The organism is Nocardia sp. NPDC041819 (genome assembly GCF_055590505.1).
The window spans coordinates 294,657-309,495 of the sequence record NZ_JBVJAP010000007.1; the positions used below are offsets into that span (position 1 = coordinate 294,657).

14 protein-coding genes are annotated in these 14,839 nt (G+C 69.8%); 9 read left to right on the plus strand and 5 right to left on the minus strand.

Going from position 1 to position 14,839, the window contains the following annotated elements; translation table 11 throughout:
• The first annotated feature begins 1 nt into the window (after position 1).
• The 4 genes from ACZ6DL_RS21815 (at position 2) to ACZ6DL_RS21830 (ending at position 4,478) form a co-directional block, all read left to right on the plus strand.
• Complete coding sequence (locus ACZ6DL_RS21815; protein ID WP_466053619.1) at positions 2-1,219, plus strand: cytochrome P450; 1,218 nt, start codon at positions 2-4, stop codon at positions 1,217-1,219.
• Positions 1,216-2,196, plus strand: a complete 981-nt coding sequence (locus ACZ6DL_RS21820) for a TIGR03621 family F420-dependent LLM class oxidoreductase (protein WP_466053621.1) — start codon at positions 1,216-1,218, stop codon at positions 2,194-2,196. The genes ACZ6DL_RS21815 and ACZ6DL_RS21820 overlap by 4 nt, the downstream gene beginning before the upstream one ends.
• A gap of 107 nt (positions 2,197-2,303) precedes the next feature.
• On the plus strand, positions 2,304-3,665 hold the full coding sequence (locus tag ACZ6DL_RS21825) for an MFS transporter (protein WP_466053623.1): 1,362 nt from the start codon (positions 2,304-2,306) through the stop codon (positions 3,663-3,665).
• Between the two features lie 192 nt (positions 3,666-3,857).
• The gene (locus ACZ6DL_RS21830; RefSeq protein ID WP_466053625.1) at positions 3,858-4,478 is read left to right on the plus strand and encodes a TetR/AcrR family transcriptional regulator; all 621 of its coding nucleotides are present in this window, start codon (positions 3,858-3,860) and stop codon (positions 4,476-4,478) included.
• Between the two features lie 42 nt (positions 4,479-4,520).
• On the opposite strand, the gene ACZ6DL_RS21835 is transcribed toward ACZ6DL_RS21830, so the two are convergent.
• Entirely contained in the window at positions 4,521-5,270 is a 750-nt protein-coding gene (locus tag ACZ6DL_RS21835) for an SDR family NAD(P)-dependent oxidoreductase (RefSeq protein WP_466053627.1), read from the minus strand.
• Between the two features lie 224 nt (positions 5,271-5,494).
• Here ACZ6DL_RS21835 and ACZ6DL_RS21840 point away from each other — a divergent pair, with 224 nt between their 5' ends.
• Both ACZ6DL_RS21840 and ACZ6DL_RS21845 read left to right on the plus strand, forming a co-directional pair.
• On the plus strand, positions 5,495-6,646 hold the full coding sequence (locus ACZ6DL_RS21840) for a Rieske 2Fe-2S domain-containing protein (protein ID WP_466053629.1): 1,152 nt from the start codon (positions 5,495-5,497) through the stop codon (positions 6,644-6,646).
• On the plus strand, positions 6,646-6,927 hold the full coding sequence (locus ACZ6DL_RS21845; protein WP_466053631.1) for a ferredoxin: 282 nt from the start codon (positions 6,646-6,648) through the stop codon (positions 6,925-6,927). The genes ACZ6DL_RS21840 and ACZ6DL_RS21845 overlap by 1 nt, the downstream gene beginning before the upstream one ends.
• Positions 6,928-6,989: 62 nt before the next feature.
• Here ACZ6DL_RS21845 and ACZ6DL_RS21850 read toward each other — a convergent pair whose 3' ends face one another.
• From ACZ6DL_RS21850 to ACZ6DL_RS21860, 3 genes are all read right to left on the minus strand, one after another.
• On the minus strand, positions 6,990-7,466 hold the full coding sequence (locus ACZ6DL_RS21850; RefSeq protein ID WP_466053633.1) for a VOC family protein: 477 nt from the start codon (positions 7,464-7,466) through the stop codon (positions 6,990-6,992).
• Between the two features lie 9 nt (positions 7,467-7,475).
• Positions 7,476-8,639 carry a 3-hydroxy-9,10-secoandrosta-1,3,5(10)-triene-9,17-dione monooxygenase oxygenase subunit gene (hsaA, locus tag ACZ6DL_RS21855; RefSeq protein WP_466053635.1) on the minus strand — a complete coding sequence of 388 codons (1,164 nt, stop codon included), beginning with the start codon at positions 8,637-8,639 and terminating at the stop codon, positions 7,476-7,478.
• 121 nt (positions 8,640-8,760) lie between these two features.
• Entirely contained in the window at positions 8,761-10,323 is a 1,563-nt protein-coding gene (locus ACZ6DL_RS21860) for an FAD-binding protein (protein WP_466053637.1), read from the minus strand.
• A 239-nt stretch (positions 10,324-10,562) separates the two neighbouring features.
• Between ACZ6DL_RS21860 and ACZ6DL_RS21865 the strand changes: the two genes are divergently transcribed.
• Together ACZ6DL_RS21865 and ACZ6DL_RS21870 are read left to right on the plus strand one after the other, a co-directional pair.
• Complete coding sequence (locus ACZ6DL_RS21865; RefSeq protein WP_466053639.1) at positions 10,563-11,369, plus strand: SDR family NAD(P)-dependent oxidoreductase; 807 nt, start codon at positions 10,563-10,565, stop codon at positions 11,367-11,369.
• Between the two features lie 27 nt (positions 11,370-11,396).
• A complete protein-coding gene (locus tag ACZ6DL_RS21870) occupies positions 11,397-12,260 on the plus strand; it encodes a MaoC/PaaZ C-terminal domain-containing protein (protein WP_466053641.1) in 864 nt (287 codons plus the stop codon).
• 69 nt (positions 12,261-12,329) lie between these two features.
• Here ACZ6DL_RS21870 and ACZ6DL_RS21875 read toward each other — a convergent pair whose 3' ends face one another.
• The gene (locus ACZ6DL_RS21875; protein WP_466053642.1) at positions 12,330-14,027 is read right to left on the minus strand and encodes a 3-ketosteroid-delta-1-dehydrogenase; all 1,698 of its coding nucleotides are present in this window, start codon (positions 14,025-14,027) and stop codon (positions 12,330-12,332) included.
• A gap of 152 nt (positions 14,028-14,179) precedes the next feature.
• Here ACZ6DL_RS21875 and ACZ6DL_RS21880 point away from each other — a divergent pair, with 152 nt between their 5' ends.
• The gene (locus ACZ6DL_RS21880) at positions 14,180-14,695 is read left to right on the plus strand and encodes a nuclear transport factor 2 family protein (RefSeq protein WP_466053644.1); all 516 of its coding nucleotides are present in this window, start codon (positions 14,180-14,182) and stop codon (positions 14,693-14,695) included.
• The last annotated feature ends 144 nt before the right edge of the window (positions 14,696-14,839 follow it).

Below are 14,839 nucleotides of genomic sequence, written 5' to 3' on the forward strand. Positions count from 1 at the left end.
CGTGACCACAGCCCACGCACCACTCGAACTCCCCTATCTGGACACCCACACCCCCGAGTTCCTCGATGACCCCAACCGTTTCCTCGGCGGTGACGCCGACCGGCTGCGGGTGGTCGAGGGCCGCACCGGCGCGGAGTTCTTCGCCTACGACACGGTGCGCGCGCTCTACCGCGACGACCGGGTGGGCCCGCGCAACCCGCAGTTCTTCCTGGACAAGGGGCTGACCGGCGGGCCGATCATCGACTACCTGGTCGACGGCAACCTGAACCTGACCTGGACGGCCAATCACGACCGGATCCGCCCGATCCTGCTGAAGGGCTTCCGGCCCACCCGGATCGCGCAGGCCAGGCAGATGATGAGCGAACTGGCCGAGAAGCTGGTGGACCGGCTCGCCGGACGCGACCGGATCAACTTCGTCACCGAGTTCAGCCACCACCTGGCGATCGGCGTGGTCGCCGGGTTCATCGGGATCCCGTTCGACGAGGTCGACGCGTTCGCCGACGCCACCGTCAAGCTGCGGCTACTCGGCCAGGAACCGATCTGGCCCGGGGTGCCTGCGCTGGGGGACGCGCTGCAGGCCGTGCACGACTACAGCGCCGTGCTGGTCGAGCAGCGGCGGCGGGAGCCGCGCGAGGACTTCATCAGCGACCTCATCGAGGCCAAGGACGCGGAGGAGGCCGACATCTCCGACGTGGAAATCGTTTGGCACATCGCCGGCGTCCTGCTCGCCGGGCACGATACGACGCGCTACCAGCTCGCCTCGGCGGTGCGGGCGATCACCGAGGCCGGGCAGTGGGAGGCGCTCGGAGCGAACCCCAAGCTGATCCCGGCAGCGATCAACGAGTCGCTGCGATTGCATCCGGCCACCCCGCGGCAGGTCAAGGTGGTCGAGCGGCCGCTGACCCTGGAGGACATCGACTTCGAACCCGGGCAGACGGTCACTCTCAACATCAGCGGCGCCGGCCGGGACCCGCTGTCCTTCCCGGACCCCGACCGGTTCGATCCGCAGCGGCCCGCGCCGCTGTTCGACATCGGCTTCGGCTACGGCGGGCACTACTGCCTGGGCCACGCCGTCGCGAAGGCGGAGATGGAGGAGGGGCTGAAAGTGCTCACCCGGCGGTGGCGCTCGGTGGCCCTCGACGGCCCGGTCGAACTGGCCGCGGGCGGTGTCATCGCCGGCCCCGAGGTGGTGCCGATCCGCTACGAGCTCGCCGAATGAGCCTGCCCGTGGTGCGGCAGTTCAAGACCGCCCTCTACGCACCGCCGGTGCAGCCCGATCTCGCGGACTGGCACCGGCGGCTGCATCGGATGGACAGCAGCGGGCTGACCGCCATCACCGTCTCCGACCATTTCCTCACCGGCCGCCAAGACCCCATCCCGGCCCTGGCGGCCATCGCCGCGGCGACCGAGCGCGTGCGGGTCATGGCGCTGGTGCTGGCCAACGACTACCGGCATCCGGTGATCACCCACAAGGCCGCCGCCACCCTCGATCTGATCGCGCAGGGCCGCTTCGACCTGGGCATCGGCGCGGGCTACCTGGCCGACGAATACCACGCCGCCGGAATGTCATTCGACCCCGCGCCACAGCGGGTCGAACGGCTCGAGGAGGCCGTCGCGATCATCACCGCCCTGTTCAGCGGCGAGCCGGTGCAGCACCGGGGCGTCCACTACACCGTTAACGGGCTGACCGGCACTCCGGCGCCGGTCCAGCGGCCGCATCCGCCGCTGGTGATCGGCGGCGGCGGGCAGCGCATGCTGACGCTGGCCGGGCGGTGCGCCGATATCGTCGGCGTGCACTCGAATCTCAAGCGCGGCACCGCCTACGACGCCGCGGTCATCGAGGACATGCTGCCCGCGGCGATGACGCGCAAGATCGCCTGGGCGCGCGCCGGGGCCGAACGCGCCGGCCGCGACCCGGACACGCTGGACTACCTCTCGATCACCTGGACCTGCCGGGTGGTGGAGCGCCCCGCCGACACCGACGCGGCTCTGCGCGAGGTCTGTGAGCGCTACGGCGTCGACCCGGCGATCGGGCGCCGGTCCACCGGCCTGCTGGTCGGCACCGTCGAGCAGTGTCTGGAGCAACTGCATACCCGCCGTGACGAAGTGGGCCTCAATTACGTCGATTTCGGCGCCGCCGACTTCGATGCGATCGCCCCGCTCGTGGAGGCGCTGCACCCGGCGGCCGCGGTCTGAACCGCTGGTGGCGCAGGAATCCCACTGACCAGAAACCGGCGGCAACATTTCCGCGCCGGACGGTCACCATGATCCGGTCGTCTTCCCGGCGAGGAACGGAGACCTTCATGAGTTCGGTAGTGACGCCGCATTCCGATCCGGCGCTGCGGCGCCGTGTCGCTGTGTCGAGCCTGCTCGGCACAGCCATCGAGTACTACGACTTCCTGCTCTACAGCACCATGACCGCGCTGGTGTTCAACAAAGTCTTCTTCCCGGACTCCGACCCGACGCTGGGCACCATCGCGGCCTTCGGCACACTGGCCGCCGGTTATGTGACGCGGCCCATCGGCGGTGTGCTGTTCGGTCACTTCGGCGACCGGATGGGGCGCAAGTCCATGCTGGTGCTGACCATGCTGCTGATGGGTGCGTCGAGCTTCCTCATCGGCGTATTGCCCACGTATCAGGGTGTCGGCGTCCTGGCGCCGCTGCTGCTGGTGCTGCTGCGCGTGGTGCAGGGCGTCGCGATCGGCGGCGAGTGGGGCGGGGCGACGCTCATGGTCACCGAGCACGCCGAGCCGGGGCGCCGCGGTTTCTGGAACGGCATCATGCAGATGGGCTCGCCCATCGGCTCGCTCCTGTCCACCGGCGCGGTGGCTGTGGTGGCGCTGCTGCCGGAGGAGGATCTGCTGTCGTGGGGCTGGCGGGTGCCGTTCCTGGCCAGCATCGTGCTGCTGGCGGCGGGCCTGTATCTGCGGATCGGCGTCACCGAGAGCCCGGTGTTCCGTGACGCGGAGGCCAAAGCGGAACCCACGGCCCGGATGCCGTTCCTGGTGATTCTGAAGCGCCCGGCTACCCTGCTGCTGGCCTGCGGGATCGGGATCGGACCGTTCGCGCTGACCGCGCTGCTGAGCACCTACATGATCAGCTACGCCACCACCATCGGCTACGACCGCTCGAGCGCGGTGAGCGGCCTGCTATTCGTCTCCACCACCGCGCTCATCGCGATCCCGCTGTTCTCGGCGCTGTCGGACCGGCTCGGACGCCGGCCGGTGGTGCTGGGCGGCGCTGTCGGCATCGTGATCCTGGCCTGGCCGATCTATGCACTGGTCGACTCCCGGTCGGTGCCGTTGCTGTTCGCCGCCCTGGTGTTGGGCCAGATCGCGCAGTCGGCCATGTTCGCGCCGCTGGGGGCCCTGCTGTCGGAGATGTTCGGCACCTCGGTCCGCTATACCGGTGCCTCGATGGGCTACCAGTTCGCGGCGCTGCTCGGCGGCGGCTTCACCCCGCTGGTGGCCAGCGCGCTGCTTGTCGACGGGCCGGACAGCACGCCACTGATCCTGCTGGCCGTCGGCTGCGGTCTGGTGACGGTGCTGTGCATCTCTCGGGTGCGCGAGACCCGCGGCGAGGATCTGCGCCACGCCGTCACCGGTTCGGCCGTCGACACCGCCGCGCCGTGGCCGGTCCCGCAGGCCGATCGTTCCGTGCAATGAAATTGCCTCTCACACAACGTATTCGAGGCTGATACAACAGAGGGCGACCGGCACGACGCCCGCGCCGCCGGACCCGGATCCGGCACGGGCTGCCGGCACGTCATATTCTGACGAATCATGGGTGAACACGCCGATACCGTCCGGAGGACAGCTGCGCCGGCCTCCGGCGCGGCGCGACGAGAGGGAGGCCCGGTGGACCGAGAAGCTCGCCCCACCCTCACCGAGCGCCGGGCAGAGGAACTGCGCCGCACCATCGCCCTCACCGCCCGCGATGTGTTCATCGCCGATGGCAACACCTCGGCCACCGTGGAACACATCTGCGACCTCGTCGGCATCTCGCCGCGCACCTTCCACCGGCACTTCCCGGTGAAGGAGGACGTGCTCTCACCGCTGTTTCGGCAGAGCGAACAGCTGATCGTGGAGATCCTGCGGACCGCGCCCACCGAAGCCGACCCGGTCGAGGTGCTCGCGCACGCTTTCACCACCGAGGTCCACCGGCGCGAGGTACCGGAGTTCGACCGCAAGTTCATGGACCTGATGATCAACACTCCGGCGTACCGGCTGCGCTGGCTGGAGTGGGGCGAGGGGCTGTGCGGGGAGATCACCGAATTCCTGGCGCGGCACTACGACCTCGGTGACGATCCGTTCCTGCGTGCGCTGCCCGCGCAGCTGGCGATGCAGACCATGCGCCAGGCCTACATCCACTGGGTCGACAGCGGACACTCCACCGAGTTCGCCGAAGTCGAGCGGCTGCTGCTGCGCGGCATGCGGATGCTGCTGACCGGGCTCGAGGCGGTCACCCTCGCCCGCTGAGATCCGAGGCTCCCGACGGGCGGCCGGTTCCGGTGTACCCGTTCACGCCAGGGCGCCGCCGTCGATCACGAAATCCTGGCCGGTGCAGTAGCTGCTCGCGTCCGAGGCCAGGAAGGCGACCAGCGCCGAGACCTCGTCCGGACGCCCGACCCTGGCGATCGGCAGGTCGCCCACCGCTCCCCCACCCGCCCGAGTCGCCTCGGACACCATCGCGGTGTCGATGGCGCCGGGGCAGATGGCATTGACCCGGATGCCCAGGGCGCCGAGTTCCTTGGCTGCCGAGCGGGTGGCGCCGCGCAGCCCCCACTTGGCGGCGGCGTAGGCGAGGCCACCCGCATAGCCGGTCATCCCGGCGGTCGAGGCGATGTTGACGATGGAGCCGCCGTGCTCGCGCATGAGCGGCAGCACTGCCTGCATGCCCAGGACGGCGCCGATCAGGTCGACATCGAGCACGAATCGCAATTCCTGCTCGGTCAGTTCGCTCAGCGGAGCCCGCGGCGCGACTCCGGCGTTGTTCACCAGCACGTCGAGCCGGCCGAAGCGCTCGCGGGTCAGCTCCACCGCCGCCCGCCAGTCCGCGGCGCGGCGCACGTCCAGCGCGACGGCCGCGGCCGGGTGCGGCAGCCCGGCCGCCACGGCACCGACCTCCGCACGGTCCAGGTCCGCGAGCACCACCCGGGCGCCGAGCGCCGAGAGCCGGCGCGCGTGCTCGGCACCCTGGCCGCGCCCGGCCCCGGTGACGAGCACGACCTTGGCGTTCAGCTCCAACGAAATTCGCGTCGTCGAGTCCATTCCTGCCTTCCTCCTCGGACGGTTCACGAGGAAGTCTGGGCTCCGGCGCGGCGGTCACGGCGCGGCTCGTCCGTTCAGTGGACGCCTACCGAGCAGAGCATTCCGGTGAGTGAAATCACTCCGCGGCGGGGGCGGCGATCACTGTTAGAACAGGTTCGCAGCGCAGGCGGCCGCACTCCGCGGCCGGTACAGCCTCCTGCGCTTGGCATCCGAGGAGGGTGGACATGAACCCGGTAGAGCAGGACTCGCAGGAGATTCGCCGCATCGAGGCGGCCGCGGCCCCGACGCGTTTCGCGCGCGGCTGGCACTGCCTCGGCCTGATCCGCGACTTCGCCGACGGCAAGCCGCACGCCATCGAGGCGTTCGGCACCAAGCTGGTGATCTTCCGCGGCGAGAACGGCGCGCTCAACGTGCTCGACGCCTACTGCAGGCACATGGGCGGCGACCTCAGCCAGGGCACGATCAAGGGCGACGCCGTCGCCTGCCCATTCCACGACTGGCGCTGGAGCGGCAACGGCCGCTGCACGGAGATCCCCTACGCCCGCCGGGTTCCGCCGCTGGCGCGTACCCGGGCCTGGCACGCCCTCGAGCAGGACGGCATGCTGTTCGTCTGGAACGACCCCGAGGGCAAGGGACCCACCGAAGACGTGGCGATTCCCCGCATCGAAGGTGCCGGGGACGATCGGTGGACCGACTGGCACTGGTACACCACTGTGGTGAACACCAACTGCCGGGAGATTATCGACAACGTCGTCGACATGGCGCACTTCTACTACATCCACGGGTCGCTGCCGACCTACTTCAAGAACGTCTTCGAAGGACACATCGCTACCCAGTACTTCAAGAGCGGCGCCCGCGACGACTTCCCGGCCCCTGAGGGCCAGCCGACGATGCTCGGCACATCCTCGGTGGCCTCCTACTATGGCCCGTCGTTCATGATCGACGACCTCACTTACCACTTCGAGTACGGCGATCAGCGGACCGTCCTGCTGAACTGCCACTACCCGATCGACGCGAACTCCTTCGTGCTGCAGTACGGCATCATCGTCGAGAAGCCGCCCAGCCTGCCGGACGAGGCGGCGATGCAGACGGCTGTGGCGCTGGGCGACTGGGTCAAGATCGGCTTTGAGCAGGACGTCGAGATCTGGAAGAACAAGGCGCGCATCGACAACCCGTTGCTGTGCGAGGAGGACGGCCCGGTCTACCAGCTGCGCCGCTGGTATGAGCAGTTCTACGTCGACGTCGCCGACGTGACGCCGGAGATGGTGGACCGCTTCGAGTTCGAGCTCGACACCAGCCGTCCGCTGGAGGCGTGGCAGACCGAGATCCGGGCCAACGTGGCCGCGCAGGCCGGCTCGGCCGAGGCTCCCGCCTGATGGCGCCGCGTGTCGACGACCGGCTGACCGACACCCCGATGGTGCCAGTCGACTGCGCGCAGTGTGGCGCGCAGGTGCTGGCCCGCAAGAGCAGCTGGCAGCAGACCAGCGTCCAGTGGAACGCCGGCGCGGTCATCCGGTGTCCCGAACTCGGCGACGCCGCGCTGCGCGGCCCCTGGCTACCCGGCTGCAGCCGGATGAGCGAGGCCATCCGCGGGGCGGCGGTCGCCGGGCAGATCCCGATGCCCGCGGAGACGGAGACGGAGACGGCGAACAGCTGACACGGCAAACAACGAGGGCCGCAGCGGAAATCCGCTGCGGCCCTCGCTGTCGTCGGGAGCTGTCAGGGGTGGCCGGGGCAGCGGCGCCGATACTCGCCGCGGCGGGCGGCGAGCCGCTCCGCGGTGGCGCGATTCAACACCTCGATGATCTGCCCGAGCGGGTCGCGGTGGTAGCAGGCCCCGTGTGGGACGCTGCCGTCACCGCCGGCCATCCACAGTGGCGCCCCGCGCCGCTCCAGCTCCGCGGAGACAGCCGCCACATCGTCGGCCACGAACCCGAGGTGGTGGATGCCGGTGCCGGTGGGTTGCCAGATCGGCGAGCCGGGGACAGTGCGCAGCAACTCCACGTGCGGCGGCCCGGCCGACAGGCCCATCCGCTGCACCGTACGCTGCGCGACACCGTCGATCCGGCAAGTGAACTCCGACTCCTCGAAGACGGTGACATCGAGCCCGTAGAGGCGGTTCAGCGCCGCCGCCCCGGCCTCGATGTCGTCCACCACGATCCCGACGTGATGCAGCTCCGCCAAGACGTACAGCATGGACACCCCTCAGTACATGCCCTCGTTGATCGGCATCCCGAATTCGCCGCGCCCGAACATCGCCAGCGCCCGCTCCACGTCATTGATGACGTGCACGGTGCCGGCGTGCACGTCGCGCCAGTGCCGCTCGATCGGGTTGCCGCGGGCGATGGAGTGCCCGCCGGAGTTCTCGAACAGCATCTCGACAGCGTGCACCGACCGCTCGGTGCCCAGCACCTGATCGCGGCGGGCCCGCAGCCGCAGCTGCTCGGGAATCTCCTCGCCGGCGTCCACGTAGCGCATCTGCTCGGAGACGTTCTGATCGAGGGTGAGGATCGCCGCGTCGATCTCGCCTGCCGCTCGCGCGACGCGTACGTGCGCGAAAGCGTCTTCGGCGACCTTTTGTCCGCCGTAGGACAGCCGCACCCGCTCCTTCATCCGCTCCACGTGCGCGGTATAGGCGCCCTGGGCGGCGCCGACGATCGCGTTGGTGATGGTGTAGGAGAAGACCATGCCGAACGGCAGCTTGTACATCGGCGCGGTGTTCACCGCCTGGCCGGGCCCGCGCAACTGGTCCTGTTCGAGCGAGCTGTAGGCACGGTGCGCGGGGACGAAGGCGTCCTCGATGACGATGTCGTTGCTGCCGGTGCCGGATAGGCCGACCACGTTCCAGACGTCCTCGACGATATAGTCGCTGCGCGGCACCAGCGCCGTCAGGTACTCCGGCGCCTGGCCGTCGCGGAAGCAGAGGGTGCCCAGCAGCACCCACTGGCAGTGATCGCTGCCGGAGGAGAAGCTCCACCGTCCCGACAGTCGGTAGCCGCCCTCGACCTCGGTGAGCTTGCCGGTGGGGGCGTAGGACGAGGACACCAGAGCGTCCGGGGTGTCTTTCCACACCTCGTCCTGTGCGCGCTCGTCGAACAGCGAGATCTGCCAGGGGTGCACGCCCACCACCGACGCCACCCAACCGGTGGACGGGCAGGCGGCCGCGATGGCGCGCACCGCCTCGTACAGCGCGGCGGGGCTGTGCTCGTAGCCGCCGTACCGCTTGGGCTGCAGCAGCCGGAAGAACCCGGCCTCCTTCAGCTCCGCGATGGTCTCGGCCGGTACCCGTCGCTGCCGGTCCGCCTCGACGGCGCGGTCCCGGATCCCCGGCAGCAGCGGGCGCACCCGGTCCAATACTTCGTTGCTCATGTCGTTCTCCTGATCTGTCTCCGCGCAGCGGAATGCGACGACGGTAGAGGCCGCCGCCTCGGGCGGAACCGCGAAATCTCAGCCACCGGAACGGGGCGGCCGCCCCGGCAGCACCGCGCGTTCACGGCTGGGTCTCGGCCCCTTCGGCCATGTGCCGGGCCGCGCGGTGCGCGAAGACCATCGACGCCCCGATGGGGTTGCCACCACCCGGGTAGGTGGTGCCGCTGACCGCGGCCATCGAGTTGCCCGCCGCGTACAGCCCGGGGATCGGCGCACCGGCGGTGTCGAGGACGCGGGCGTCGGTGTCGGTGCGCAGTCCGCCCTTGGTGCCCAGATCCGACAGGCCGAAGGCGGCCGCCCGGTAGGGGCCGTTCCCGATGGGCACCAGCGGGTTCGGGCTGCCCGGCACCGACCGGTCGTAGGGTTCGCGGCCGCGCCCGAAGTCGGCGTCCGCACCGTCGCCGGCGAAGCCGTCGTACCGGGCCACCGTCTGCACCAGGGCGTCGGCGGGCACACCGATCTTCTCCGCGAGTTCGGGCAGGGTGTCGGCGGTGTGCCAGAGGCCCGCGTGCTCGTAGTCGGCCGGATCGGCGAGCGGGACGCCGGTGAACAGTACCGGCGGCTGCGTGGCGTCACCGCCGTAGATCATCCAGTAGGGCAACGTGATCCGGTCCTGCTCCAGGCCGGCCAGCACGTAGCGCGCCAGCCGGTCGTAGGGCGCGGATTCGTTGGTGAACCGTTTGCCCGCGCGGTCCACGAGGATGCCGCCGGTGAACCAGAGCGAGAAGGTCGAGGAGCCGTTAGGGTGGGTGAGCCCAGGTGCCCACCACGCCTGGTCCATCAGATCGACGTCGGCGCCGATCGCCATCGCGGCCTCGATCGCGGCCCCGTGATTGCCCGCCGGGGACATCGAGTCGCGGCTGCTGCCCGGCACCCCGAAGCTACGGCGCATGCGGTCGCTGCGCTCGAATCCGCCGGCCGCGATGAGCACTCCGTGAATGGCACGGATGCGGCGGCGACCCTGCCGGGTGGCTACCACGGCCCCGGCCACCGCGCCGCCGAGGTGGACCAGCTCGCGGCACGAGGTCTCGCGGCGCAGCTCGACCCGGGGGAAGTTGCGCAGCGCCAAGAGCATTCGCCCGATCAGCGCCTGCCCGCCGATCAGCTCGTCCGGCGCGGGCTCGCCGCCGCGATCGGTCCCCAGCGGCGGACGCAGCGTCGCGGCCTGCTCCCCCAGCGCCGCGGCGGGCAATGGCACCGGGACGATGTGACGGCCACCGGTCCGCGCCTGCGGCTGGGCACCGAAGTAGTCCGGCCACGGCAGCACCTGGAACTCGAAGGCCGGGTCGCGCTCCAGGTACTCCACCAGCGGAGCGCCACCGGTCACGAAGGTCTCCTGCAGCTCGGCCGGGGTACGGTCGCCGACCACCGCGCGGAAGTAGGCCAGCGCGTCATCGAGGGTGTCGTCGTCACCGGCCCGGCGCAGGACGGGGTTGCACGGGAACCACATGCCGCCGCCGGAGTAGGCGGTGGTGCCGCCGAAGCGGTCGGTCGCCTCGATCACGGTGACCGTCAGCCCTTCGCGGGCCGCGGTGTAGGCGCCGATCAGCCCGCCCCCGCCCGAGCCGATCACCAGCACGTCGCATCGTTCGTCCCACTGCACCGCGGAATCGACCCAGTTCATCGGTCACACCTCCCGTTGTCCCGGGCGACACCGGCGTCACCGGGTGCGCCGATGCTAGGCAGCGGGCGATCTGCTGGATCCGTTCCGTTCCGCTCACCGAGACGCCGGGTGCGGCCACGGGGCGCGGACAGTCCATTCAGCGGGACGCCCACGACGCCGCGCATGCGCGGCGCACCATTCTCATCAGTCGGGCCGTTTCGTCCGGCCGCACCTCGCTCACGGGAAACAGGAGAGATCGCATGTCTCAGCTTCAGCGCTACGAGGGCCGCCGTGTCCTCGTCACCGGTGGTGGTTCCGGTATCGGCCAGGCCAGTGTGCTGCGCATCCTCGCCGAGGGCGGTCGCGTAGTGGCCGCGGACATCAGCGAGGCCGGGCTGCAGGACACCGTCGCCAAAGTCGGCGACGCCGACGAGCGCCTGCACACGGTAGTCATGAACGTCGGGGACGAGCAGTCGGTGCGTACCGCCATCGACGACGCGGTGAGCTGGCTCGGCGGGCTGGACACACTTGTCAACGCGGCGGGGGTGCTGCGCTCGGCGCACTTCGAACAGACCACGATGGCCGAGTTCGAGCAGGTGCTGCGGATCAACCTCGTCGGGACCTTCCTGGTGACCCGGGAGTCGATATCGGCGCTGCGCGCGGGCACCAGCCCGGCGGTGGTCAACTTCAGCTCCACCTCGGCGGTCTTCGCGCACCCGTACATGTCCGCCTATGCCGCGTCGAAGGCGGGTGTGCAGGCGATGACGCACGCGTTGGCATCGGAGTTCAGCGGCGAGGGTATTCGGTTCAACAGCGTGCAGCCGGGCTCGATCTCCTCCGGGATGACCGACGGCACCGGCGAGGCCAAGCAGAGCATCGGGCCCGGCCTCCCCGCCGACGCCGACTTCACCCTGTTCACCAAGATCACGCCGACACTGCCGCTTCCCGGCGGAGCCATCTTCGCCGGACCCGACTCCGTCGCCTCCGTGGTGGCGATGCTCGGCTCCCCCGATGCCTACTTCATCACCGGAACCGAAGTACGCATCGACGGCGGCACACACATGTGATCCTCTCGGATAGGCGAGGAGTTTCCCGTGCCCATCGACCCTGACGTCGCGCTCGGCGCCGAGCTGCCTAGTCGCGAATTCTCTTGGACCCCTTCGGATGTGCAGATCTACCACCTCGGCCTGGGCGTCGGGCACCGCTGGACCGACGCCGTCGAACTGTCTTATCTCGACGACCGCAACCCCCAGGTATTGCCCACCTTCGCCACGGTGGCCGCTGGTGCCCGCAATACCGGAGCGCCGAAAGTGAGCTTGCCCGGAGTCGACATCGACCTGGTCAAGGTGGTGCACGCACACCAGGAAGTGCTGGTACACCGGCCGATTCCGGCCGAGGGCAAGGCGAGCAGCATCGGTCGGATAGCCGAAATCTGGGACAAGGGATCGGCGGCGGTGATCGTGCAGGAACGCACGGTCACCGGGTCGGACGGCCAGCCGCTCTGGACCGAGCGGTCGTCCCTCTTCGCCAAGGGTGAGGGCGGGTTCGGCGGCGAGCGCGGCCCCAGCCCCAACACCGAGATTCCAGGCCGGGCGCCCGATTTCGAGGCGCTCGCCCCGACCCTGCCGCAGCAGGCCCTGCTCTACCGGATGAGCGGCGACCGCAACCCGCTGCACGCCCACCCGGCATTCGCCCAGGCCGCCGGGTTCCCCAACCCGATCCTGCACGGGCTGTGCACCTACGGCATCGTCTGCAAGATCGCGACGGATGTCGGCTTCGACGGGGATGCCTCGCGCGTCGCCGGCTTCCGGGCACGCTTCGCGGGCGTTCTGTTCCCGGGTGAGACACTGTGCGTGCGCGGCTGGCGGGACGGCGACGTGCTCACGCTCGGGGTCACCGTCGTCGAGCGCGACGACGCACCAGTCCTCGCCGACGCGGTGCTGACCGCCGCGTCCTGAGACCGGAGCGGCCCCCGTGCCGGAGCACCCGAGGTGTCTCCGGCACGGGGGGCCGTCTCTGTGCGTCTGCTATCCGTGGATGCCCGCCGCGTGTCGGGCGGCGATGTAGCCGTAGACCAGACCCTGGCCGATGGTGGCGCCGGCGCCGGGATAGGTGGCGCCGAAAGCGTTCGCGGCGGTGTTGCCGATGGCGTACAGGCCGTCGATGACACTGCCGTCCTCGCGCAGCACCCGTGCGTTCCGGTCGGCCACCACGCCACCGCAGGTGCCGAGGTCGCTGAGGACCATCTTCACCGCGTAGAACGGTGCGGTCTCCAGCGGCGCGAGGTTCGGGTTCGGGGAGATCGTCGGGTCGCCGTAGTAGCGGTCGTAGGCACTCTCGCCGCGGGCGAAGTCCGGGTCGGTGCCGCTGTTTGCGTACCGGTTGACGCTGCGGAACGTTTCGGTGAAGGCGTCCTCGGGCAATCCGATCTTTCGTGCGAGTGCCGCGGGATCATCGGCCTGGTAGGCGATTCCGGCCTCGAACCAGGACTCCGGCAACGGCTGCTTCGGAAAGACCCGGCCGGCCATGATGTAGCTGTTGCGGTACCGCTGGTCGAACACCAGCCACATCTGCTCGACCGGATCGCCCGCTCGCTCCCGCTCCAGCAGTGCCTGCCCGAACGACATGTAGTCGGTGGCCTCGTTGATGAAGCGGCGGCCCGTCTGATCGACGACGAACGAGCCCGGCAAGGACCGTTCGGCAAGCATGACCTGGGGGGCGGCTCCGGGCAGCGGCGCGAAGGCGGGGAACCACCATGCCTGGTCCATCAGCGCGATGCCCGCGCCGAGTTCCTGTGCGGCGACGATGGCATCGCCGGTGTTGCCCTCGGAGCCGAGGCTCGCGCCGTCCTCGAGCTTCGGCGACTGGAACTTGTGCCGGGCCGCCATGTCGTGATCGAACCCACCGGCGGCCAGAACCACGCCGCGTCGCGCGGTCACGGTGACCTCCCTGCCGCCCTGGCGCAGCACCGCGCCGGTCACCCGATCGCCGTCCTGGATCAAGCGCACCAGGCTCGTCTCCGTCCACACCGGAATACCGGCCCGCAGCACTCCGGCGAACAGGCCGGCCGCGAGCGCCTGTCCACCGGCCAGGTACTCGCGGCCGATCACCATACCGCCGATGCCGAGCGCCGCCCGGCGCAGGATGCGCGAGAACGCCTTGGCGGGCTTGCGCGCGACCAGGTTCATCCACTTGTAGTCCGCACCGGTCACCGGCATGGGGAACGACGCCTTCATCACGCCCGCCCGCAGCCGCGGACGCTCCGCACCGAGCACTGACGCGTTGAACGGGCGGCACTCACAGGTACGGCCTTCGGCCCGGCCACCCGGCTCCTCCGGGTGGTAATCGGAGTAGCCCTTCGCCCAGAAGAACCGCATCGGGGTGGTGCGCTCCATCATGGCGACGGTGGCGGCGCCGGAATCGAGGAACGCTTGCCCTCGCTCCGTCGGCGCCGAACCACCCACCACCGCCTCGATGTACGTCTGCGCCTCGGCCACCGCGGCGGCCCCATTGTCGGGCAGGATGGAGCTGCCCGGAATCCAGAACGCCCCGCCGGAGCGCGCGGTGGAGCCACCGACGTAGGTGGTCTTCTCCACGACGAGACTGGACAGTCCCAATTCGTGCGCGGCCAGCGCGGCGGCCATACCGGTGCCCGACCCCACGACCAGGAAATCGACTGTCGTATCGCGGGCGGTGGTGAGCGGGGGCATCGGCTTCTTCGCCATGATCGGGAACTCCACTCTCAGAGATCGGGATGGAAAGCCTCACGGTAGGTTCGGCGCGGGTCCCGACCGGCTCGCCTTTCCATTCAGCGGGAGGTCCCGCTCAATGGAATTTCGCGCTGCCCAGCAGCTGCGCGATTGATTAGCGTCCGGGCATGAGCAGCACCTGGAGCAGAGAAGAACTGGAAACCGCCTACGAGAAGTGGCACTCGACGGTCGCGCGCGCCGCCTCGGGTGAGGGCAGCTGGCGCGAATTCGTGGACCTGTTCACTCCCGATGCCGAGTACCACGAGCAGATGGTCGGCGTGCTGAAGGGCCGTGACGCCATCTGGGCCTGGGTCGAGCCGACGCTGGCGAAGTTCCCCGGTGCCGCGATGACCTCGTTCCCCGCCTACTGGCACCTGATCGACGACGTCAACGGCGTGATCGTGGTGAAGCTGAACAACCTGATGCGCGATCCGGGCGACGGCTCGCAGCGAGGCGCGGACAACATCAGCATCCTCACCTACGCCGGGGACGGGAAGTTCTCCAAGGAGGAGGACATCTACGACCCCGCCGAGTTCGTCAAGCTGGTCCCAGAGTGGATTCAGCGCGCCATGGAGCTGGGCACGCTCAGCGAGGACGAACTCGCGTGGTGCACGCAGCAGGCCGCCGCGGCCGGAGCCTCCTGACCTTGTCCTTTGGCGCCGAGGCGGGGCACCGCGAGAAGCGGTGGCCCGCCACGCGCGCGTGTGGGTTCGCGTTCCGCGCGTCGGCTTCCCATGCGGCCAGCTGCTCGTGTGGGGCGGCGTCTCGCGGGCCGGCGTCTCGTGCCG

Coding starts and splice junctions, on each gene's coding strand:
- ACZ6DL_RS21820 (WP_466053621.1), top strand. CDS start 1,216: ATGAGCCTGCCCGTGGTGCGGCAGTTCAAGACCGCCCTCTACGCACCG.
- ACZ6DL_RS21825 (WP_466053623.1), top strand. CDS start 2,304: ATGAGTTCGGTAGTGACGCCGCATTCCGATCCGGCGCTGCGGCGCCGT.
- ACZ6DL_RS21835 (WP_466053627.1), bottom strand. CDS start 5,270: ATGGACTCGACGACGCGAATTTCGTTGGAGCTGAACGCCAAGGTCGTG.
- ACZ6DL_RS21840 (WP_466053629.1), top strand. CDS start 5,495: ATGAACCCGGTAGAGCAGGACTCGCAGGAGATTCGCCGCATCGAGGCG.
- ACZ6DL_RS21845 (WP_466053631.1), top strand. CDS start 6,646: ATGGCGCCGCGTGTCGACGACCGGCTGACCGACACCCCGATGGTGCCA.
- ACZ6DL_RS21850 (WP_466053633.1), bottom strand. CDS start 7,466: ATGCTGTACGTCTTGGCGGAGCTGCATCACGTCGGGATCGTGGTGGAC.
- hsaA (WP_466053635.1), bottom strand. CDS start 8,639: ATGAGCAACGAAGTATTGGACCGGGTGCGCCCGCTGCTGCCGGGGATC.
- ACZ6DL_RS21860 (WP_466053637.1), bottom strand. CDS start 10,323: ATGAACTGGGTCGATTCCGCGGTGCAGTGGGACGAACGATGCGACGTG.
- ACZ6DL_RS21865 (WP_466053639.1), top strand. CDS start 10,563: ATGTCTCAGCTTCAGCGCTACGAGGGCCGCCGTGTCCTCGTCACCGGT.
- ACZ6DL_RS21875 (WP_466053642.1), bottom strand. CDS start 14,027: ATGGCGAAGAAGCCGATGCCCCCGCTCACCACCGCCCGCGATACGACA.
- ACZ6DL_RS21880 (WP_466053644.1), top strand. CDS start 14,180: ATGAGCAGCACCTGGAGCAGAGAAGAACTGGAAACCGCCTACGAGAAG.